This is a genomic window from Methanobacterium sp. (assembly GCA_016222945.1).
Lineage (GTDB): Archaea > Methanobacteriota > Methanobacteria > Methanobacteriales > Methanobacteriaceae > Methanobacterium_D.
This window is the reverse complement of sequence record JACRPY010000002.1, coordinates 253,564-275,093: the sequence shown is the minus strand read 5'-3', so window position 1 is coordinate 275,093 and position 21,530 is coordinate 253,564. Positions and strand designations below refer to the sequence as shown.

Below are 21,530 nucleotides of genomic sequence, written 5' to 3'. Positions count from 1 at the left end.
AGCACTTTATTAATTAAATTTTTTTTAAAATATCATTCGCAGCTATTATCCCTGTTGCTGCAGCTCCAACAATTCCCCTTGAAACTCCAGCACCATCCCCTGCAACATAAAGCCCTTTAACAGGAGTTTCCATTCCCTGATTTACTTTAGCCCTCATTGCATATAATTTTATTTCTGGAGCATAAAGAATAGTTGAATCTGACGCTACTCCAGGAATAACTTCATTTAAGGCTTCAAGACCCTCTAAAATATCAACAACCATTCTATGAGGGAGGGCCATTGCAATATCGCCCGGAACTACATTTTTAAATGTTGGGGAAATATTACTCTTTTCAATACGGTTCCATGTTGATCTTCTCCCTCTTTTAAGGTCTCCAAGCCTTTGAATAATTGGTTTTCCTCCCCCAAGAGTATTGGCCATACTTGCAATTGCAAATAAATATGCAGAAGTGTTTTCTATTGGTTCTGTAAGCTCCACCCTAACTAAAAATGCAAAATTAGTATTTTCAGAAACTTTTTCACGCATAGAATGTCCATTTACACCTACAAATCCATCATAAACTTCTTCAACAACAAATCCTTTAGGACATGTACAGAATGTTCTTACAAAGTCATCATATGTCTTTGTTGTTATATGAAATTTAGGATCCCAATTTATTTTTGTTATAAAATCCATCACAATATGTGGAACTTCAACCCTAACCCCAATATCCACAGGATTATAATTTACAGGGATTTTAAGCTTTTTTAGTTGGTCAGAAAACCAGTAAGCCCCCACGCGCCCCGGAGCAGCGACTATATAATTAGATTTTATTTCAAACTCATTTCCAGTTTTATCTTTCAAAGTTACTCCTTTCACTGTTTTATCTGCTTTAATATCTTTAACTTCTGTTTCAAGTAAAAATGAAACACCTTTATCTTCAATACTTTCTTTAATAGAGTTTATAACATCGGGCGTTTTATCTGAACCTATATGTCTTTGAATAATAGGGATAAATTTAATTCCAGTAGCGGCAGATTTTTTCAAAATAGTGGATATATCCTTTTTTGAAGGTTTATATAGTTCCTCAGGTGCCCCATGTTTTAAGAAGAATTCATCGATTTCATTTATTATATTCCATGCTTCTTCTTTGCTTACAAATTCTTCAAGGTTACCACCAATATCTGGTCTTAAGTTAAGCTTACCATCTGATAGTCCACCTGCTCCACCAAGTCCTCCAGTTATATTACATGGTAAACATTTTCCACAATTCCTATTTTTAAGAGCAACACATTTTCTGGTGTCTATTCCTCTTCCTTTATCAACTACAATAATTTTAAAGTGATCAGCCAATTTATCTGCTGCAAATAGCCCTGCAGGTCCTGCTCCAATTATCACAACATCGCATTCCATGAAATACCCCATTATTATTTATATTTTAAACATTATAAAGAATAACGTAGTCTATTATTTTATTACAAGAGGTAAATTTCAAGTGTAAATAAAAAATGCCCGTTTGAAATGACTTAATATCAAAAAAAATTCAAGTCCGTGTAACTATGGATCAAGATGAACTCTATTTAAAAGAGTTAAGTATTTATAAATCACCGCCTTCTGAGGTATATTCCCTACTTAGTACATCTAAACATGGTTTAAGTGAAGAAGAAGCTAAACAAAGGCTTGAAAAATATGGACCGAACCAAATAGAAGAAATAAAACAAAAACCTTTAATTTTTAAATTCTTAGAAAATTTCTATAATATACTGGCCCTCCTTTTATGGGCTGCAAGCATTCTGGCTTTTATTTCTGGAACTCCACAACTTGGATTTGCAATTATTGCCGTAATTGTAATTAACGCTCTTTTCAGCTTCTGGCAGGAGTATGAAGCAGAGAAAGCTACTGAAGCCCTTAAAAAAATACTCCCATCCACTGCAAAAGTCATAAGAGAGGGTGAAAAAAGAGAAATACTTGCAGCAGAACTTGTTCCTGGAGATTTAATCGTACTTGGAGAAGGAGACAACATTTCTGCTGATTCAAGACTTACTGAGGCTTTTCAACTTAAAATAGATAATTCCACGCTTACAGGAGAATCACGGCCAGTACGTAAAGAAGCTGAAGAAATAAGCGTTGAAAATGATAATTTCGTAGAGATGCATAATCTTATTTTTGCAGGTACAAATGTTTCATCAGGCTCAGGAAAAGCTGTTGTTTTTGCAACAGGAACACAAACAGAATTTAGTAAGATTGCAACACTTACTCAAACTGTAAAAGAAGTTCCAAGCCCTCTTCAAAAAGAAATAGGTAGATTAGCCCAAATAATTGCAATCATTGCTATTTTAATGGGTTTTACATTGTTTGCCGTTAATATTTTTGTTGTAGGTTTTCCTTTAGAGCTTGCTTTCCTTTTTGCCATTGGATTAACCGTTGCAAATGTTCCAGAAGGACTTTTACCCACAGTTACCCTTTCACTTGCTGCTGCAGCAAAAAAAATGGTCACTAAAAATGCTCTTATAAAAAGATTGTCCAGTGTAGAAACATTAGGGTCTACAACAATTATCTGCACCGATAAAACAGGTACTCTAACTAAAAATGAGATGACCGTCCGTAAAATATGGATACCTTGCGAATTAATTGATGTAACCGGATCAGGATACTCCCCCGAAGGTGAATTTCTGCATAAAGGTTCAGAAATTAGTTATGATGAAATGAAAGAGCTTAAATTACTCATGCGAACATCTGCATTTTGTAATGATGCCAAACTCATTCCCCCTCAAGACAAAACAGGCAAATGGAAAATCTTAGGAGACCCCACAGAAGCATCACTAATTGTAGCTGCATATAAAAGTGGATTTAACCTGGAAGAAGAACTTGAACGAATTCCACGAATAACAGAACTTCCTTTTGACTCTAAAAGGAAATCTATGAGTTCTATCCACCAGAAAGAAGATAAAAAAGTCGCTTATATCAAAGGAGCTCCTAAAAAAATAATTTCCCTCAGCAATTATATCTCAGAAAATGGGAAAATAAGACCATTAAAAGAGGATGAAAAGGAAAAAATTATTAAAATACATGATAATCTTGCAAAACAGGGACTTAGAATACTTGGAGTAGCTTACAGAAATCTTCCAAACGATTTTGATGATTACCGGCCTGAAACCGTTGAAAAAGATATGATATTAGTGGGCATGATGGCTATGCAAGATCCGCCCCGTCCAGAAGTTAAAGATGCTGTAGCACAATGTCATCAGGCAGGAATTAGAATAATAATGATAACAGGCGACTATGGACTTACAGCAAACGCCATAGCAGAAGAAATTGGAATTGTAAGTGGTAAATGCCAAATAATAAAAGGGAAAGAACTTACAGAGATGTCTGATGAAGAAGTAGGCAATATTTTAAAATCAAAACAAAATGTAATATTTGCAAGGGCTGTTCCCGAGCATAAAATGAGAATTGCCTCCATACTTGAAGATGAAGATGAAATCGTTGCTATGACTGGAGATGGTGTAAATGACGCTCCAGCACTTAGAAAGGCAGATATAGGAATTGCAATGGGAATAACCGGTACAGACGTTGCAAAAGAAGCTTCTGACATGGTTTTAACTGACGATAATTTTGCATCAATTGTAGAGGCCATTAGGGAAGGTAGAACCATCTATGAAAACATAAGAAAGTTTATAACCTATATTTTTGCCCACGAAACCGCAGAAATCATTCCATTTGTATTAATGGTTCTATTTAAAATTCCGCTTCCAATTACTGTAATGCAAATACTTGCAATTGACCTGGGAACAGACACAGTCCCTGCACTTGCACTGGGTGTGGGTCCTTCAGAATCTGATGTGATGAACCGGCCCCCAAGATCCCGGAAAGAACGGCTTTTAAATTTTGGAGTTGTATTTAGAGGATATATATTTCTCGGATTAATAGAAGCAGCTCTTGTGATGTCAGGATACTTTTGGACACTCCATAATGGAGGATGGCAGTTAGGACAAGCCCTTCCATTTTCTGACCCACTATACATTAAAGCAACCACCATGGTATTTGTAGGTATTGTCGCTGCACAGATAGGAAACCTAATAGGCTGTCAAACCACCAGAACATCTACATTTGAGGTAGGGTTGTTTAAAAATAGATGGGTACCTATGGGAATTGCTTTTGAAGTTGTAGTCATGCTTTCAATAGTATATATACCCTATCTACAAATCATATTTAACACAACCGCTCTTGGAATCACTGACTGGCTTTATGTAATTACATTTATACCTATAATGTTTTTTGCAGATGAATTAAGGAAATATTTTGTTAGAAGAAGGAGATAAAATTGGTTATGAATTGTGTTTTCAAAGAAAACTCATTTTTTATCCTAAAACTAGTTAAAGATTATTTTTTTAAACTTGATTTCCAATATAAATGGATAATCATGAAATAATTCTTTTATCGTGAATAAAATGGCATATTTAATATTATAAAGCTATTTTAATAAAATATTAATAAATCCAACGAGATATACAGCCAGGAACAGAATACTTGCTATAAGTAAAGCTATAAACATGTATTTCAAATTCTTATATTCTGAATCATTCATAATTTTGGTTACTTCAGTTTTTTTATTGTTTTTAGGTGTTTTTTTAGGTTTTTGTTTTTTCTTTGCCATAACTATCAGAATCCTCTGCAAAATAATGAAATCCACTAAATTTGGTTTTCAGGGAAATGCATTAAGAAAAATAAAAAGAAAATTTAAGTTATTTCCTTTCATAGTTAACCATCATAATTTTACATAAAAAATTAGAAATAATTATTAATCATGATATATTCCAAAAACGATGGTCCCAACTAATAATAAAGCTAAAACTAATAAATATGGATATAATTCAAAAATTGAGAAAAAATTACGGTTTAAAGGAGTTTCCATAAAAGGCCTGCAAGTAAATTGAAGCAATGGACTTAAACCTATTAACAATCCATTTAATTTTAGCCTTTTTCTTTCTTTAACTAAAGCTGCATATTCTTTATCAAAATCATCATATGGTGTACTGCTTAAAAATCCTGTTCCTGTTTTATAAACTTGTGATATTTGTAAAACATTTTTATATTTCTTCCTGTATTTACCTGCAGCTTTACGCCAACTTTCACGTTTAGCTTCTTTACTACAGTTCTTTTTTGAGGGCGAACAATACTTTTGATTGGGTGATTTAACTTCAAAAGGATCACCGCACCAGTTACAATATTTTATTGCAGTTACTTTGTTAATCATGAAAACACCGAATTAAAGAAATAATTGTCATTTTATATATTTTTTCATTAGTAGTAAATATTACTTCATATTTAACCATCATAGTTTTATATATAAAACATTGAAAAAGTATTATTTAAATTGTATAATACTTCTAAAAAAAATAAATTAATTTATTATACTATCCTTACAAGTAATATAGTGCACGGAGCAGAGTGAACAACCTTTTCGGAGACGCTTCCAAGCAAATGCTTATCTATTTTATTTTTACCAGTACCCATGACTATAACGTCTACGTTTTCTTTTTCAGCAATTTTAACAATCTCCGATGCTGGATCCCCCTCAACAAGCATAGGAATAAACTTGATTTTTTCACAATCTGGTTTTTTGAATTCTTGTTCTATACCTCTTAAAACTTCTTTTCCTCTCTCTTTTAACTCTTTAACCATCAATTCTTTTACTTTACTTGGAGTTAGGAAAGGCGCAGACGTTTCTGCAACATATAGTCCAATGACTTTCATTGTTCTTCCATCTACCAAATCAATAGTATGTTCCATTATTTCATCCAGATATTCGCCAGTACTTGTTATTAATATTTTTTTATACATTTAATCACCCTAAAAATCCTATTCTTACAACTGCATAAGTAATATAAACTGCCATTAATATGATTCCATCAACTCTAGTTAGTTTCATGCCTCTTTTTATCATTAGCAGGACCAATATAGTGACAAAAATCATTGCCGGAGCATCAAAGGTAAGTGAAAGAGGTTCTACAGGTACATTTAGAATAAGGGCAGGTACTCCAATACCTATCATGATATTAAATGTGTTACTTCCAAGTACAGTTCCTATTGATAAATCATGCAGTCCTTTCATAGCAGATGAGAAAGTAACTACAAGTTCGGGTATGCTTGTTCCTATTGCCAGTGTAAAAAGCCCCATAATCATTTCAGGAATACCTAAAATTTTTCCAATTTCTACTCCACTATACACCAATAGTCTACATCCTACAATTAACCCTGCAAGGCCTACTACTATCCATATTATCGTTTTGGGGCTAATAGTTTTAAGTTTAGATAGAACTGAACCTTCTTTAATTTCAGACTCATTTTCAATTTGTTTTTCATTATTTTCAGCAGTTTCTTCTTTTTGAGCTTTTATTAGACTTCTTAGATAAATTGCATAGACTGCTATAAAAACAATAGCTGCTATTTTACCAATATCTCCAAAGAACATGAAAAATATAAGAATTAATGCTGTAGCAAGTGTTACTGCTCCATCTCGGGATAATCCTTTAGGACTAGTCTTAATAACTCCAGCAAATGTTGCGGAAATACCAAGTATTCCTGCAATATTCCATATATTCGAACCTATAACAACTCCAACACCAATATCCGGACTACCTGATAAAGTAGCAATCATTGCAGAACCAAATTCAGGAAGAGAAGTTCCAATAGCTGAAGCAGTAACCCCTAAAATTATTTGAGAGATCCCAACCACTTCACCCACCTCTACCAGATTATCAACAAATAAATCTGCCGCCTTTATTACAATCAATAACGAAATTACTAGAACTGCTATTAATGAAATTAATACAATCATATTTTTTCACCAGTTTCTAAAGTCATGAAAATATCATTTACGAAATTGTTATCTCATATCTAACCATCATAAGTTTAAAAAAAGTGAAAATATCAGTTATATAAATTACCATTAACAGGAAGTCACTCTAAGTTACTTTTTTTCTATAAATATTTGCCTTGTTAAATTCACAACATTTCTAAGTGAAGAAACAGTTAAAGCCGTAGAAACTTATTTAAAGATTGAGAGAATAGACCCTAAACCAGAGGAAGCTTTATTTTCAAGTTATAAGTCTGGTAAAGGTTTTATGGCAACTATTGCCGTTCCAAACAGTACAGGCGTTTAAATAAATATCTCGGCTGGGAACAGGAAGAGAAAGGAGAATTCCGTCGTGTTACGAGTCATATGATGCGTAAATTTTTCAATACACAATTGATTAATGCGATTATGCCTGAGGAAATCCGTGAACACATGATGGGCCAAATACAAAGATCGGGTAAGAGACGCCTACTTCCTAGCCAGTGAAGACACTTTAAAACAGGTTTACTCCAAGTATATGGAACATGTCACAATAAACGACATGAAGCCACCGGTCAGTATATCTGACTACAAAGAATTAAAAATAAACTACCGGGAATTAAAGGATCAAAATAACCGGTTATATGATACAGTATCGGCGATGCAACAGGAATTAATGGAATTAAAGGGTTCAGTTTAAGTTATTTTTTTTGATTTTATTTGAGGAAAAAATTAGATGAAGTTACTGAAAGTGCTTTAAAAAGATTATATTAGTTTTTTTAGATTTCATAAATAGAATAATAGGCTACTTAAGTTTCAATGGCTTTATGAATAGCGAAATTATGAAGCTTATTAAGAATATGATAAATATAAAGTCAAATGCAGTTTTCATTGCATTTCTGATGGTTTTATTAACAATTGTGTATAAAGTAAAGTTTTCATTCCCTTTTAAGACATTAAATGTTGTAGTTGCATTTTTTTTCTCTTGATATAATGCCAGTTTTTGATCGATTTCACTTTTCGTAAATTGGTTGGGATAGATCTGATCATACGCTGCATATAATCCGTTGATTGTTCCAATTATGAGGATAATCCCTATAACTGCAGTTCCCATGGATGATCCCAGATTTGCACTGGTGGACATAATACCTGAAGCATCCGCTTGCTTATCTGAACTTGCCGAGGATAAAATTAGGTTTGCAGTTAATGGCAGGGCTAAACCTAATCCCATTCCCAGAAATAAGGTTCCAGGAATAATATCAAATACGTGGGTATTCAAGTTGAACTGATAGCTGAGATAATAACTGGATAATAATGCAATTAAAAATCCTATGGAAATGAGATGGTGGGGTGCAATTCGGTTTGATAGTTTAGATGATGCTATTGAAAAGATCAAAACCCCAATAGTTAATGGTAAAAGAGTAAGGCCTGTTGTGAATGCGTCGGCACCTGTTTCTTGCTGGAAAAAAACAGGCAATATGAATACAGCCCCAGCAAGGGCCAGATTCAGTACCAGTCTGGAAAGTGTTCCCAGAGCAAAGTTTCTATTTTTAAACAGTCTGATATCAGTAAGCGGTCGTTCATCTCTACTAATAACTCTTTTTTCTCTTAAATAGAATAATATTAATAGTAATATCCCCATTCCTATTATAAATGCAGATATCTCAAAGTTTTCGTTAGAATTAATTCTTAAAATTCCTATAACAAATAATAAAAGTCCTAATGAAGATAAAAGCACCCCCCATTTGTCTAAATCTCTAAGTTTCATTGATGGCGGGAAGTAATTCAGCTTTCGTGATAATGCCAGGATAATTATTATAATAATCAGTTCAAGTCCAAAACCCCATCTCCAACTAAAGAATGTGGCTAAAAATCCTCCTACGAGTGGTCCGACTCCTGCACCTGCAGTAGCTAGGGATGTTCGAATCCCCAGGGCGAATTCACGGTTTTTTCCACTATACATTCCAACAATGATTGAAGCTGTGGCCGGTGTCATCAGGGCCGCACCAATACCTTCAAAAACTGACCATCCAATCAATAACATGGTTGAATTAACACTCAAAGCAGCTATAGCTGTTCCAAATCCAAAAATAACGGCACCAGCAATGTATGCATTTTTCCTACCCACTACATCTTGCATCTTACCCCCTAGAAGCATTAATGAAGCCATGGTCAGTGCATAAACACTGATTATTATCTGTATAGTAGGTATAGTGGTGTTCAGATCTACTATTAAATTGCCTATAGCTACGTTCATAAAAGTAGAATCAAGTGCTATGATAAATGAAGATAATGAAACAATTATAATAGCGGTCCAACTAATTTCAGAAGGTTTAGAATTATTTTCCAAAAAAATGTCTCCCAATGTTATTTTTAGGGGACTATTAGTTAAATTTTTTTTTAAAAAATTTAAGAAAAAGTTACCTGAGGTATATCGAATACATAAATGTGAAAAGTTCCCCAGTTAATTTTTCCCTTGATGGTATTCTGGACATTACAAAGACCGAATAACCGGTTATTTGACACGGTGCTGGAGATGAAAAGGGAGTTAAGGGAGTTGAAGGGTTCAGTTTAGGTTATTTTTTTTGATCATATTGAGGAGAAAATTATATTTGTTTTTTGTGGGAATGGTGAAGTTGTTACCGTTAAGTATTTATTGAATAATTTATTATTATTGTATTATGAATTTTAGGTTTTTTATTGCATCAGTGTTGTTTTTATTTATAGCATCTTCATTTAGTTTAGGCACTGTTTTTGCTGATACTCATTATGCTAATCCTGGTAATTATAAATCTGTTTTGGGTGCTGCGGGCTACAGTGACACCATTATATTTAATAATGGTGTTTATAGTGTGGATGAGCCTATTGAGGTTTTAAAGTCTTGGAAATTGTTTGCTGCTAATCCTGGTGGTGCGGTTTTAAGGGCTACTGAGAGTATTCATACTTTGGTTGATGTGTGGAGTAGTGATGTTGTTGTTTCTGGTTTGGTTTTGGATGGTAATGGTCTTTCAAATTATGGAATACACGGTAATTATGAAGGACACTACGCAATCAACGGAAACTTCAATGGTAACACTATTATTAATAATAAACGGTTTGGTGTTCTTTTAACTAATACTAATTCTGTGTTTTCTAATAATTACGTGGCAAATAATGGTGAGGTAGGAATAGGGTTATTGGACAGTTCTACATCAACATTAACAGGTAATACGGTGGTTGGTTCTGTTTATACTGGTATTTATCTTTATAATTCTCCTGGTTCTAGTTTAAGTGGTAATGTGGTTAATGGTAATGGTGGTCATGGTATCTTTTTACGATTAAGCCCTTATAGTTGGATTCAAAATAATGTTGCAAATGGTAATGGGTGGACTGGTATTAATCTAGAAAGTAGTGGTAGTAGTGCTGTTGTCACAAACAACGCTAATAGTAATCATATTGCAGGTTTATGGCTTACAAGTACCGATTCAACACCCATAATAGGTAACACATTCCAATACAATCCCTACGGAGCAGCATTCACCAATAGTAACGGTAATCAGTTTTCTTTTAACACTGTGACTAATAATGTGTATGGTATCACCACTCCTTACAGTAATCCTGTTTCTAATAACCTTATAATGGATAATAGTGGATGGGGTATAAGTATGGATACCTATGGAAATAATTTAAACAATCCCACCATTACCGACACCCAAATATACAGAAATGGTATAGGAATAAAACTCACAGGAAATAATAATATTCTAGGAACACTTTTATTCCTAAACAACAGTGTCCTAGCCAACAACTACGCACTAGAATTCACAGGAAACAACAACCTACTAAACGGAACACAACTATTCGGAAACACCAACGGACTACACTTAAGTGGTGATGGTAATGTTTTAACCAATCTAACTGTGGTTTATAACACATTGAACGGCGTTTTGATTGATGGTAATGGAAACCGTTTAAATGACAGTTACTTTTTAAACAATACCAATGGATTAATCTTAAACGGAAATTTAAATAACATTAATAATATATTTTTATTAAATAACACTAATGCTTTAACTTTAAACGAAAACAATAACCTGGTAAATGGTTCAGGTGTGCTTAACGGAACCAATGGTTTCTTTATAACTGGTAAGGGTAATGTTGTGGCTAATAATAGTGTTAGCAATCAAAACAACACTGCAATGTACATCAATGGAAATAACATTGTTACTGGGAATGGTTTAACTGATAATAATGGCACAGGACTCCTGATCCGTGGTGATAATGATGTTGTTGATTTTTTGAATATGTTGGGAAACACCATAATCCGTAACGGCCAAGGAATAAACATCCAGGGAAATAATAACAATATAAACAACATTCTAACACTCTTTAACATCCTCCTAGATAATGGTTACAGTTTAACCATCACTGGAAATAATAATCAGATGAACAATACTATTTTAACATTGAATAGGAATGGTTTACAGGTTATTGGCGATAATAACACTTTTTCTAATATTACCAGTCGTTTTAACAACCAAACTGGGATCATATTTAATGGAAACAATAACACGTTGGATAGTAGTTTGTTGCAGAATAATACTAATGGTTTGATAGTGAATGGAAGTGAAAACCATGTTAACAGTACATTAATCTTTAATAGTACTAATGGAAGCACTATAAACGGGGACAATAACAATTTAACAGGTAATAATGTTCATAATAACACAGAAAACGGTTTAATAATAAACGGCAGCAACAATACATTCATTCAAAACAATATCACAGGAAACCCAAATGCTATACTTGTTGAAAATGGCACTAACAACACATTAAACTACAATCGTATCGCGGGTAACACTCATAACCTTCACAACAATGGTCATGGAACAGTCGATGCCCAATATAATTGGTGGGGACAAAAAAACCCTATCTGCATCACAGGAATGAATATAAACACCAACAACCAGGCTGTTGCGGTTTTAAACGTACCATCAGGCACTATAAATCCAGGGCAAATATATGATATCACTGTAACTCTCCGTAGCAGCACAGGAGAAGAATTGAAAATGGAGATTCCCTCATTTCTGGTGCAATTCTTTATAAACAACGGTGGTGATGTCTACCCAGAAACAGCACCCCTAATTAATAACAGTGCCTGGACACAACTACAAGTCTTCAACCCGGGAAGCTACACACTAACCACCACAATTGACCAACAAACACTAACAAGCACATTAAGCACTCCGGTGAACAGCCAACCGGTTACACCTCATAGAATTCCTCGTAAACCTGCTGATCCAGCACCGAATAATAATCTTTGTGGAGCTATGGCTTTAGGTAATCTTTTAAACAGTTTAGGAGCACGTGCAGATGCTAATCTTATATCACAGATTGGTGGATTAACCGACCAAGGCATCAGTATGTATGGTTTAACACAGGAAACAATCATTATGCCATAATACTCGGCAAACTTGGCGATAATTATATCATACAGGATCCGTTCCTGGGAACAGTAATCATGACCACAGAACAATTCAACAAGTATTATACTGGAAATGCGTTGACCATGAATCCTGATGGGCGAGGAACACCACTAAGTACTGCTGAAATGGAGAACTTGTTTGGGGCGGTGTATACGGGTTTATTTAATCCGTATGATCCATGTAGTTATGCTGCGATAAAAAGTATGGAGGCTACTCAAAAAGCGATTCAAACTGGTAATCCTTGGGATTACTTTAATTATACTTTCCTAACTATTCCTGGCTACAAAAATTGGGATGGATGGGGCGTAGGAAACATCAAAGCTTTACTAGACTTTGGACTAGGAATAGATGAAAACGGCGACATGTCCATGGGAAACACCTTAATTAACCTTGTATCACTAATCCCAATTGCAAGAGTAGCATCCTGGGGAGGTAAAGCCCTAAAAGGTGCAGGAATACTAGAAAAACTAGGACTAAACATAAACCTAGGAGACAACTGGCTAATAAGAAAAATTGGAGATTTTACAGGAGATTTAGGTAAAAAACTTAAATTAGACAACCCTGAAAATTTGAAGAATCTTGTTTCAGGAGTTAGTAATGTGATTTTCCCTAATCCTGTGGGTTGGTTTACTAGTACGCTTGAGTTTGGGGCTAAATTAACTAAAAATGAAAATTTGATTAGTGCTGCGAAATATTTAAATGATTTCCAGCTTAAACGAGGCATAGGTGACCTTGGAGGGTTTATTTCAGATCCTATAGGAAAACTAAAAGATGCTTATTTTAAAACAGGGAAACTTTTAAATGATAATATTACGTATACAGCACAACTAGCAAGTGCCGCTATTTCAAACGCTAAAACCGCTGTAGTTAAAACAGCAGCAGCAATTAAAACAGTTGTAAATAAAACTATCACCCAAGTTAAAACAGCAGTAAACAAAGTAGTTACCAAAGTTAAAACAGCAATAAGTAATGCTGTAAAAACTGTTAAAACAGTGGCGAATAATGTTATAAACACGGTAAACAACACAGTCAACTGGATAAAAGGCAAAGTATGGCCATGGTAATATGAGGGAGGTAATTATTTATGGGATTATTACACGCAGAACCAACAGAAAAAGTAGCAGAAAAAGTACTAAAAGACTTCAGTGATATTGAAGGACTGAAAGAAGTAGTGGAAGGTATATTAAGTTTAACTGATTCATGGGTTTATGAGAAATTGGTTCATTTGGGTAATCCCATCGATTCGAGTGTTGATAAGAGTTATGCTGTTAAAAATAAGGAATACACGGATTTAGAGCTTTTATCAACTAAATATTTAAGTAATTTTCCTTTAAACATACCATTTGCACCATTAATAACAGTAAAAGATTTTTGGGTGATTTATACTTTCATCACAGACCTTTACAGCATTAGAATTGGCCATAAAATCTATCAAGAAGATTTATACAAAGCAGAAAAAGGAGAAATGGCCACAAGAATAACATTAATGCTTGAAGATTTTGATTCAAGTCAAGAAACTCCTGAACCTACTGTTGAGTTCTTTAAACGGTTGGGAAAAGTTAAATGGGGTGATAAAAAAGCAAAAAAACTTTTTAATAGTGTGCGTGAAATTTTGTTTGTCCAGGAGTTTAATAACTGGAAAGGGACTGAAAGAGTATCAACAACATTTTCAGTCACTGAAAAAGCTTTTTTGAAGCTTTTGTCTGGTTGTAGTGCTGTGGTTGAGAGTAGAGATAAAATAAACACTTTTGATATTATTAAGGCACATAAAACATATTTAAAGTTAATTAATACGGATATTAGTAAGTTAATGTGAATTAAAAGTTATATCTTAGATGGACGTGTTTAATGGTGAATGTTAGAAATGTTATTGCAATTGTTGTGGCTGTTTTAGTTTTTATTTTACTGTTTAGTGGTATAGCTATTGGTGTTCCAGCGATTTGGCCAGGCTACAGTTTTAGTAAGCATCCCTTAGAACGGTTAATATTATTAGGATTAGTGTTTTTTGCAACAACAATAACATACAGACTAATAAAAGGCAAAGAACCAGAACAGGAAATTAAGGAAGAAAAACATTCTAATTAAATCCAAAAAAAGAGATCTTTTAAAGCTAATGAAGACAAATTAAGCTATTTATTTTAAGGAATAATTAAATTGTGATTGATAAAAATGAAACTAAATTCACCGATATGGGCAATTTTAGTAGGTATTTATTTAATATTTTTGTCTTTATTGGGTAATCACGTGTTCTTTATGGCAGGAGTAGGGATTTACTGCATTACAACTGGAATATTTGAAATGAAAAATTACCATAATAACAAACTTTATCTTGCAATAACCGGAGTAATTTTAGTAACATCATTAATTATAACTTTTATTCAATTATCATCGCCATTATATACTGTAAACAACCTAATAGAAACTGTATTCACAATATTTTTAACATTTGGAATCATTATAGTCACATATGATTATACTCATGATTATAAGCTCTCTAAAATACAAATAAATGATCAAAGACCTTTAATTAGATATGGTGCACCCATTATTGGTTCGATTATAACGTTATTTATTATTATCTGGTTAGCTTATTCCCAAAACTTATTCCATTCAGTATTTTAATCTAATCTCCATCTTTCTCTAACTTAAAAGAATCCTCAAAGAAAACACTTTTTTCATCCTAAGATTTGTTAAAGATTATTTTTAAAACTCGATTTCCCTGAATACGGAAATAATAAAAGTTATATAGGTATAATCATGAAAGATTTATAATTATAATAATTAATAATAATCAATTAAAGAATCTTGGAATGTTACAATGAATCTGAAAACAGGGATTTTAATAATATCTTTAGTTATTGGACTTTTAGGAGTTCCAAATTGTATTTTTGCACAAGAATATCAAGACACATCATCAAATACTGTTTTACAAAGCAGTTCCCCTGCTGTAATGCAATTAAACATTTTAAACCCCGAAATTAAAGGAGGCGGCAGAGGTGGCCACGGAAGCAGTTCAAGCAGCTCCAAAAAAGCAAAAACTGATAGTGATGATAATTCAACTGACAACAGCCCCGGATTTATCGGGACGATCGTAAATATCATAATAATAAGTGTGTTTGGAATTATATGTGTTTTAGTGTGGTTTTTCGGTATAAAAAAATAATTCATTTCCTTTCAAAAAAATAAGTGTATCTAAATGTTTTTTAATTAATTATAGGATCAATGGAGGTATAAAAAAAATGAATCTGAAAGCAGGGATTTTAATAATATCTTTAGTTATTGGACTTTTAGGAGTTCCAAATTGTATTTTTGCACAAGAATATCAGGACACAACATCAAATAGTGTTCTACAAAGCAGCTCACCAGCTGCAATGCAGCTAAACAGTTTAAACCCAGAAGTTAAAGGTGGGGGCGGCGGTGGAGGCCGCGGTGGAGGTTCAAGCGGTTCTAAATCCAGTAGCTCCAAAAAAGTTAAAGATGGTGACAGTGATGATAATTCAACTGATGACGGCTCTGGATGGGGCTGGACAAGCATAATTATCATACTAATAATTTTAGGAGTTATAGGCGCTGCAGTATGGTATTTCATGATGAGGAAATAACTTATTTCCTTTTAAAATCAAAAAGAAGGTTATTTTAATGGCGTTTGTATTATTCAGACTTTTAAGAAAACATTTACCTCGGCTGATTAGAGACCGCATGGTCCGTATTTTTATGATGATTACGGGAGTAATTGCATACGGAACCATTGGATTCCATTTACTTGAAGGACAACCATGGATTGTATCATTTTACTGGACGTTTATAACTATTGGAACGGTAGGATATGGAGATTATAGTCCTAAAACTTCTCTTGGAATGTTTTTTACAGTATCACTGCTAATTGTAGGTATTGGAACTTTCGCATTGGCAGTTGAAACAATAGTAGAGTTTCTGGTGCAAAGGCAGCAAATGAAATTAATGGGGTTGGTTAAGGTGAAAAAGTCAGAGCATGTGGTTATATGCGGGTGGACCGAAAGCACAGTGGAATGCATTAAAGAAATCGGGAAAGATGAAAAAATATATGCTATTGATGAAGACGAAAATGTGCGCAAAAAAGCATTGAAAAATGATATTAATTTTGTACATGGAGATCCAACACGGATAAAAGACCTGGAAAAGGCTAATGTAAAGGGAGCTAAAGCTGTTATTGTTGATATGGAATCTGATTCACAAACAATACACTGTATTCTTGGAATTCGCGAAATAGATAAAAATGTGAGAATCATTGCTGAAGCCCAGCGTTATGAAAACATAGAACAAATAAAGCTTGCAGGTGCAAGTCAAGTGATATCTCCCTTTGTTATATCTGGAAGGCTCATGTACAAAAGTATAGAAGGCGGATATGAAGCCATGTTTGTACAGGAAGTTTTAGCAGAACATAAAAACAGAGAAATGAAAGAAGTTAAAGTATCCCCCAACAGCTTTTTCGATGGAAAAACCGTAGAAGAAGCAGATATGCACCATAAAACTGGTGTTGTACTTGTAGGAATTGGTGAAGAAGGTAAATTAACCATAGATCCTCCAAGAAGCTATCTAATAAGAGCAGGGGACGTAATTTTAGGAATTGGATCACCTAATGAATTTGAAAAACTTGAAAAACACGGTTGTGTTTAAACAACCAATTTTTTCATTTTAAATTTAATTCCAACTCTTTTAAATGGTTTTATCTCCAAATTTCCTTTTTTATACTTATTTTTAAATGAATAAACAATAATATTAACTCCCAAGTTATATGCATTCTCCAGTGCATTTGAAAATTCATGATCCATCACCTGGTTTGGAGAAAATCTTTCAGCATCTTCACACAATATTAAAAAAAGAATAGACGCATTTAAACCTTCTTTTTTAGCACAAGTAAGCTCATCAACATGCTTTTTTCCCCGGACTGTAGGTGCATCTGGAAATAACGCATGGCCCTCCTCAACTAATGTACAGCCTTTAACTTCCAAAAGCATCTCCTCCTCGTTTTTATTGGATAGCAAGAAGTCAATTCTGCTTTTACCATATGTATATTCCCTTTTTTTAACAGAATAACCCTTAAATTCATCTATCAATCCAGAATCTATTAAATCAGCTGCAATATCACTGTGAAACCCTGAATTTATAAGAACCCATAGATCATCCTTTAAAACAGCGATTACATCAAATTTAGTCTTTCTACCTGTAGTATTTAAGGCCGGCCTTAAAAGTAAATCCGCATCAGGAGTTAAAAGTTCTTTAAGACGTCCTGGATCTCTTAAATGACCATTTTCAGTTTTATTATTGTGTTTAAAAGTTACTGTGAATCTATTTGGCCTATAAACGAAATTTCCTTGAAATATGTTTTTTATTATCATGTATGAAGCCCTTTTTAATTTAATTTCAATTTGTCCACAGTTAAAACAAATTCGTCTGCATGATTTGCTGTAACATAATATGGTTCATATCTATAGGTTTCATAAATTATAGCCGGTGTTCCTGATTTAATTAATGGAATTGTAACATAATTTGAACTTACTGGACCTGTTTCTTTAGGAGGAACGTAATATTCGAGCCATGGCATGTTACTGATTAAACTGGAAGCTATTGCCATTGCTTTATAGTTTCCCCATGGAACAAATAGAAATTTTGTTTTTTGATAATTTCCGCCTTTATTAGAGTGCACATCTACTGCTAAATTGAAGTTATTCTTTTCTATATCTGGTACAGCATATTCATTAGCCAGTATCTGCCCATTCATCCTTCCATTATCATAATAGAGTCTATCTTTAGTAACATCGACGCTATAAATATAATAAGTACTGTTAAGATATTTTGAAAGGTTTAAAATTGATTCAAAAATAGCTTTATGAGAATTTTGTTCAAGAGGATGTACTCCAATTATAAATGCAATTTTACAGGTAGAATTGAGGTTTCCGTATGGTCCGCTTTTAATTACTGTCCCATTACTATTACTGCCTAAAACATTAATTTCAAAGGGTTTTAAAGAGCTTGAGAATGTATTTTTCCCAATATTTTGGTTATTAAGCTGATTGGGAGCAAATAATCCTACCAATGATATCATAACTATACTTATTAATATTAAATAATTGATTCTGTCCATTTTATCACGATTAGTTAAACTAAATTATAAAATATAATTTTTCACAATATGTATTTTTATCATCTAAATACATTAAATCTATATAAATGTAGGAAGTTTATATAATCTTAAAAGTAGAATATGTATTAAAAATAAATTAAATAAAGAATTTATTAAGAGATTAAACATATTTTTAGACTTATTAAAACCAATAAAACATTAATATTTCATATTTAACAAATTACATACTTTTAGAGGTGAAAATTTGCATCCAAGACCAAGCCCCATCGCCGCATCATTATACACATTAAGAGATATGAACACTGACGTTATCATACTTCACGGCCCTCATGGCTGCTGTTTTAGAACAGGGCGACTCCTTGAAAATGATGGCGTGAGAGTTTTAACCACTGCCATGTCTGAAAATGATTTTATATTCGGTGCATCAGCCAAATTAGAAGAAACACTTAAAAAAGCAGATTCAATGTTTTCTCCAGAGCTTGTAGGAATTGTAGGTACCTGTGCAAGCATGATTATCGGTGAAGACCTCAAAGAATCCATTATAAATGCAAATATAAGTGCTACGGTTCTTGCTGTTGAATCTCACGGCGGTTTAAGTGAAGGAGACAATACAGAAGGTGCAATTGCAGTTTTAGAATCTGCAAGTAAAGAAGGAGTAATATCGTCTGATGAAGCCCAGAGACAAACAAAAATGCTTAAATTAGCTACAGAAATAGAAAAAACTAGAGGCATGGCAAAAGGTGAATATATAGCTCCATCTTATGGTGATGATAAAAAAGAAATCGCCAAAATGTTAATTAAAAAGTTTGAAGATGGTGAAAAAATCGCTATTATACTAAACGCTAAAAAAGAAACATCATATATTTTTGCAGACATCTTAAAAGTGCCCCTTAACAAAATAAATGAGAATAATAAACCATTTATAATTGCAAATCTTGATGAAAACGTAGGACTTCCAAGAATAAGACAGCACGCCGTAAATATCAAAAAAGAGCTCCAAAAAGAAGGCGCAGACATTGATATGATAACTGGAGGTCTTGATGAATATCCTATAACTGGAAATGTGGCTGCAGATATTTTAAAAGATCACGAAATTGATTTTTTGATTGTAGCTGGAGTTCCCCATGCTGTACCTATAGAAAAATTAAATGTAGATGCTTTAGCCATAACTGACGGCCCAAGACTTGTAGAACCTCTAAAAGAAATAGGATATAAGTTTGTTGTTACTGAACTCGATGCACATTCTAAAACGCTGGGCACTGATAAAATTGTGGCATCTGATTTCGGCGAGTTTTTAAGGTTGATTCTGGATATAAATAAATAACAACTAATTATAGGATGAATCTATAAAATTTAATATTCCATAAAATACAAAAAAAAGTTATATTAATTGAAATTGGTGATAAAATGAGCAGAACAGCAGGGATGATACTTTGCGGAGGATTTGGAAAACGGTTAAGACCACTTACAGAACGTATTCCCAAGCCATTAATTGAAATTAAAGATAATTACTCAATTTTAGAAAATCAAGCCAATTACACTATCCTTGATAAGCAAATCTTCGATTTTAAAAACGCTGGCGTTGACCGTGTGCTTCTATTAACCGGTTTTTTAAGTGATAAAATCGAGGAACGATTTGGAGATAATTACAACGGGATGAAAATTGAATATGTAATAGAAGATGAACCTCTTGGAACATTAAACGCCATAAAATTAGGTATGGAACAAATTGGAGATAATGAACAGTGCGTAATTAGGAACGGAGATGTTGTAGCTGATTTAAACATTAAAAATATGATTAATCAAGGCGAAAAGTCAGATTACCCCCTTTCCATATTTATAACCAAAATGATGTCTCCATACGGAATAGTTGAAATTAGTGGAGATAAACTGGTTTCATTTAAAGAAAAGCCTCTTCTTGATTATTATATAAATGGAGGAGTTTATTTTTCAAATGGAGAAATTAACTTCGGTGATTTTGAAGTGGGAGATATTGAAAAAACCGTATTTCCAATGTTAGCCAAAGATAACCAGCTTGGATACTACAAAGAAGATGGACTCTTCTGGATGGCAATCGATACCTCCAAAGAACTTGAAGAAATAAGAAAAGAATACAAAAACAGGGAAGACAAGCCATGGGGCTATGAAAAGGTCCTTATTTACACAGAAAAATATCTTACCAAAGAATTATTCATAAGGGAAGGCTATCAAACCTCTTTCCATTATCATGCTGAAAAAGATGAAACAATGTACATTGTAAGTGGTACAGGTTACATCGAATTTGAAGATCGAAAAGAATACTTCGGAAAGAACGATACAGTGCGAATTGAGCCTGGAGAACCTCACTCTATTGTTGCCATGGAAAATACAAAACTTCATGAAGTTTCAACACCACACCTTGATGATACAATACGTGTAGACGATTTTTACTCAAGATCAGCCCACGATAAATCTAAAACCATTTAAATCTTTCATATTTTATTTTTTGAGGCACAAATGATAGTAATAATCAATTACGGAACAGGAAATCTCAAAAGCATCAAAAATGGGTTCTCAAGAATTGGTGAAGAAGCTATTATTTCCGATGATATTTATGAAATGGAAAAGGCAGATGCACTAATCCTCCCTGGAGTTGGCGCATTTGGAAACGCCATGAAACATCTTGAAAAATATAAAAATATAATTCATGAGCATATAAACTCTGGAAAACCCTTTTTAGGAGTCTGTCTGGGGCAGCAAATCCTATTTACAAAAAGCGAAGAAAGTAAAGGAGTTAAAGGGCTTGACGTGTTCAAAGGTGAAGTAATACGTCTGCCTGAAGGTTTAAAAATACCACATATGGGCTGGAATAACTTAAAAATTGTGAGTGAATGCCCTATTCTTAATGGAATTAGCAATGATTACATGTATTTTGTTCATTCATATTACATAAAGCCTGATGATCCAGATATAATAGCTGCTACTACTGATTATGGAATTGATGTTCCTGCAGTTGTTTTTAGAGATAATGTTTATGCTACACAGTTCCATCCTGAAAAAAGCGGAGAAATAGGCTTAAATATTTTAAAAAATTTTGTAAAAATTATATAATATGATTTTAAGATTGATTTGATTATCAATACC

The 21,530-nt window shown here is 33.4% G+C and carries 21 protein-coding genes; 13 read left to right on the top strand and 8 right to left on the bottom strand.

What is annotated here, in order from left to right; translation table 11 throughout:
* Positions 1–13 precede the first annotated feature (13 nt).
* Positions 14–1,393: an NAD(P)/FAD-dependent oxidoreductase gene (locus tag HZC47_01350; GenBank protein ID MBI5679534.1), complete on the bottom strand. Its 1,380-nt coding sequence runs from the start codon at positions 1,391–1,393 to the stop codon at positions 14–16.
* A 146-nt stretch (positions 1,394–1,539) separates the two neighbouring features.
* Here HZC47_01350 and HZC47_01345 point away from each other — a divergent pair, with 146 nt between their 5' ends.
* Positions 1,540–4,302 carry a cation-transporting P-type ATPase gene (locus tag HZC47_01345; protein MBI5679533.1) on the top strand — a complete coding sequence of 921 codons (2,763 nt, stop codon included), beginning with the start codon at positions 1,540–1,542 and terminating at the stop codon, positions 4,300–4,302.
* Positions 4,303–4,454: 152 nt separating this feature from the next.
* Here the strand turns inward: HZC47_01345 and HZC47_01340 are convergent, their stop codons facing one another.
* From HZC47_01340 to HZC47_01325, 4 genes are all read right to left on the bottom strand, one after another.
* Positions 4,455–4,637 carry a hypothetical protein gene (locus HZC47_01340; GenBank protein ID MBI5679532.1) on the bottom strand — a complete coding sequence of 61 codons (183 nt, stop codon included), beginning with the start codon at positions 4,635–4,637 and terminating at the stop codon, positions 4,455–4,457.
* A 144-nt stretch (positions 4,638–4,781) separates the two neighbouring features.
* Entirely contained in the window at positions 4,782–5,237 is a 456-nt protein-coding gene (locus HZC47_01335; GenBank protein ID MBI5679531.1) for a hypothetical protein, read from the bottom strand.
* 155 nt (positions 5,238–5,392) lie between these two features.
* Positions 5,393–5,824, bottom strand: a complete 432-nt coding sequence (locus HZC47_01330; protein ID MBI5679530.1) for a universal stress protein — start codon at positions 5,822–5,824, stop codon at positions 5,393–5,395.
* A 4-nt stretch (positions 5,825–5,828) separates the two neighbouring features.
* Positions 5,829–6,821 (bottom strand): calcium/sodium antiporter, encoded by a 993-nt coding sequence (locus tag HZC47_01325; protein MBI5679529.1) that lies wholly within the window; start codon positions 6,819–6,821, stop codon positions 5,829–5,831.
* A 535-nt stretch (positions 6,822–7,356) separates the two neighbouring features.
* On the opposite strand from HZC47_01325, the gene HZC47_01320 reads away from it, so the two are divergent.
* A complete protein-coding gene (locus tag HZC47_01320) occupies positions 7,357–7,518 on the top strand; it encodes a hypothetical protein (GenBank protein ID MBI5679528.1) in 162 nt (53 codons plus the stop codon).
* A 105-nt stretch (positions 7,519–7,623) separates the two neighbouring features.
* On the opposite strand, the gene HZC47_01315 is transcribed toward HZC47_01320, so the two are convergent.
* Positions 7,624–9,168: an MFS transporter gene (locus HZC47_01315; protein MBI5679527.1), complete on the bottom strand. Its 1,545-nt coding sequence runs from the start codon at positions 9,166–9,168 to the stop codon at positions 7,624–7,626.
* Between the two features lie 331 nt (positions 9,169–9,499).
* Between HZC47_01315 and HZC47_01310 the strand changes: the two genes are divergently transcribed.
* The 8 genes from HZC47_01310 to HZC47_01275 all read left to right on the top strand — a co-directional run bounded on the left by HZC47_01310 (position 9,500) and on the right by HZC47_01275 (position 16,939).
* On the top strand, positions 9,500–12,259 hold the full coding sequence (locus HZC47_01310; protein MBI5679526.1) for a right-handed parallel beta-helix repeat-containing protein: 2,760 nt from the start codon (positions 9,500–9,502) through the stop codon (positions 12,257–12,259).
* Positions 12,184–13,347 carry a hypothetical protein gene (locus HZC47_01305; GenBank protein ID MBI5679525.1) on the top strand — a complete coding sequence of 388 codons (1,164 nt, stop codon included), beginning with the start codon at positions 12,184–12,186 and terminating at the stop codon, positions 13,345–13,347. Before HZC47_01310 ends, HZC47_01305 begins: the two co-directional genes overlap by 76 nt.
* 20 nt (positions 13,348–13,367) lie before the next feature.
* Positions 13,368–14,099 (top strand): hypothetical protein, encoded by a 732-nt coding sequence (locus HZC47_01300; GenBank protein MBI5679524.1) that lies wholly within the window; start codon positions 13,368–13,370, stop codon positions 14,097–14,099.
* Positions 14,100–14,131: 32 nt separating this feature from the next.
* A complete protein-coding gene (locus tag HZC47_01295) occupies positions 14,132–14,368 on the top strand; it encodes a hypothetical protein (protein MBI5679523.1) in 237 nt (78 codons plus the stop codon).
* An 84-nt stretch (positions 14,369–14,452) separates the two neighbouring features.
* Positions 14,453–14,905, top strand: coding sequence for a hypothetical protein (locus HZC47_01290; GenBank protein ID MBI5679522.1), 453 nt, complete (start codon positions 14,453–14,455; stop codon positions 14,903–14,905).
* Positions 14,906–15,101: 196 nt separating this feature from the next.
* On the top strand, positions 15,102–15,446 hold the full coding sequence (locus tag HZC47_01285) for a hypothetical protein (GenBank protein ID MBI5679521.1): 345 nt from the start codon (positions 15,102–15,104) through the stop codon (positions 15,444–15,446).
* A 76-nt stretch (positions 15,447–15,522) separates the two neighbouring features.
* Positions 15,523–15,885, top strand: coding sequence for a hypothetical protein (locus tag HZC47_01280; protein MBI5679520.1), 363 nt, complete (start codon positions 15,523–15,525; stop codon positions 15,883–15,885).
* Positions 15,886–15,922: 37 nt separating this feature from the next.
* Complete coding sequence (locus HZC47_01275) at positions 15,923–16,939, top strand: potassium channel protein (protein MBI5679519.1); 1,017 nt, start codon at positions 15,923–15,925, stop codon at positions 16,937–16,939.
* Here HZC47_01275 and sfsA read toward each other — a convergent pair.
* On the bottom strand, positions 16,936–17,661 hold the full coding sequence (gene sfsA / locus HZC47_01270; protein MBI5679518.1) for a DNA/RNA nuclease SfsA: 726 nt from the start codon (positions 17,659–17,661) through the stop codon (positions 16,936–16,938). The two genes, HZC47_01275 and sfsA, sit on opposite strands and share 4 nt — an antisense overlap.
* A gap of 14 nt (positions 17,662–17,675) precedes the next feature.
* A complete protein-coding gene (locus HZC47_01265; protein ID MBI5679517.1) occupies positions 17,676–18,407 on the bottom strand; it encodes a hypothetical protein in 732 nt (243 codons plus the stop codon).
* A gap of 244 nt (positions 18,408–18,651) precedes the next feature.
* Here HZC47_01265 and cfbD point away from each other — a divergent pair, with 244 nt between their 5' ends.
* The 3 genes from cfbD to hisH all read left to right on the top strand — a co-directional run bounded on the left by cfbD (position 18,652) and on the right by hisH (position 21,497).
* The gene (gene cfbD / locus HZC47_01260; GenBank protein MBI5679516.1) at positions 18,652–19,731 is read left to right on the top strand and encodes a Ni-sirohydrochlorin a,c-diamide reductive cyclase catalytic subunit; all 1,080 of its coding nucleotides are present in this window, start codon (positions 18,652–18,654) and stop codon (positions 19,729–19,731) included.
* 83 nt (positions 19,732–19,814) lie between these two features.
* Positions 19,815–20,873, top strand: coding sequence for a cupin domain-containing protein (locus HZC47_01255; protein ID MBI5679515.1), 1,059 nt, complete (start codon positions 19,815–19,817; stop codon positions 20,871–20,873).
* Between the two features lie 30 nt (positions 20,874–20,903).
* The gene (gene hisH, locus HZC47_01250; protein MBI5679514.1) at positions 20,904–21,497 is read left to right on the top strand and encodes an imidazole glycerol phosphate synthase subunit HisH; all 594 of its coding nucleotides are present in this window, start codon (positions 20,904–20,906) and stop codon (positions 21,495–21,497) included.
* The last annotated feature ends 33 nt before the right edge of the window (positions 21,498–21,530 follow it).

Excerpts from the sequence above, each read along its gene's own strand:
- sfsA (MBI5679518.1), bottom strand. The coding sequence starts at position 17,661 with ATGATAATAAAAAACATATTTCAAGGAAATTTCGTTTATAGGCCAAAT.
- HZC47_01340 (MBI5679532.1), bottom strand. The coding sequence starts at position 4,637 with ATGGCAAAGAAAAAACAAAAACCTAAAAAAACACCTAAAAACAATAAA.
- HZC47_01285 (MBI5679521.1), top strand. The coding sequence starts at position 15,102 with ATGAATCTGAAAACAGGGATTTTAATAATATCTTTAGTTATTGGACTT.
- HZC47_01350 (MBI5679534.1), bottom strand. The coding sequence starts at position 1,393 with ATGGAATGCGATGTTGTGATAATTGGAGCAGGACCTGCAGGGCTATTT.
- HZC47_01330 (MBI5679530.1), bottom strand. The coding sequence starts at position 5,824 with ATGTATAAAAAAATATTAATAACAAGTACTGGCGAATATCTGGATGAA.
- HZC47_01255 (MBI5679515.1), top strand. The coding sequence starts at position 19,815 with ATGAGCAGAACAGCAGGGATGATACTTTGCGGAGGATTTGGAAAACGG.
- HZC47_01335 (MBI5679531.1), bottom strand. The coding sequence starts at position 5,237 with ATGATTAACAAAGTAACTGCAATAAAATATTGTAACTGGTGCGGTGAT.
- HZC47_01310 (MBI5679526.1), top strand. The coding sequence starts at position 9,500 with ATGAATTTTAGGTTTTTTATTGCATCAGTGTTGTTTTTATTTATAGCA.
- HZC47_01325 (MBI5679529.1), bottom strand. The coding sequence starts at position 6,821 with ATGATTGTATTAATTTCATTAATAGCAGTTCTAGTAATTTCGTTATTG.
- hisH (MBI5679514.1), top strand. The coding sequence starts at position 20,904 with ATGATAGTAATAATCAATTACGGAACAGGAAATCTCAAAAGCATCAAA.
- HZC47_01320 (MBI5679528.1), top strand. The coding sequence starts at position 7,357 with ATGGAACATGTCACAATAAACGACATGAAGCCACCGGTCAGTATATCT.
- HZC47_01345 (MBI5679533.1), top strand. The coding sequence starts at position 1,540 with ATGGATCAAGATGAACTCTATTTAAAAGAGTTAAGTATTTATAAATCA.
- HZC47_01265 (MBI5679517.1), bottom strand. The coding sequence starts at position 18,407 with ATGGACAGAATCAATTATTTAATATTAATAAGTATAGTTATGATATCA.
- HZC47_01295 (MBI5679523.1), top strand. The coding sequence starts at position 14,132 with ATGGTGAATGTTAGAAATGTTATTGCAATTGTTGTGGCTGTTTTAGTT.
- HZC47_01280 (MBI5679520.1), top strand. The coding sequence starts at position 15,523 with ATGAATCTGAAAGCAGGGATTTTAATAATATCTTTAGTTATTGGACTT.
- HZC47_01300 (MBI5679524.1), top strand. The coding sequence starts at position 13,368 with ATGGGATTATTACACGCAGAACCAACAGAAAAAGTAGCAGAAAAAGTA.
- HZC47_01290 (MBI5679522.1), top strand. The coding sequence starts at position 14,453 with ATGAAACTAAATTCACCGATATGGGCAATTTTAGTAGGTATTTATTTA.
- HZC47_01275 (MBI5679519.1), top strand. The coding sequence starts at position 15,923 with ATGGCGTTTGTATTATTCAGACTTTTAAGAAAACATTTACCTCGGCTG.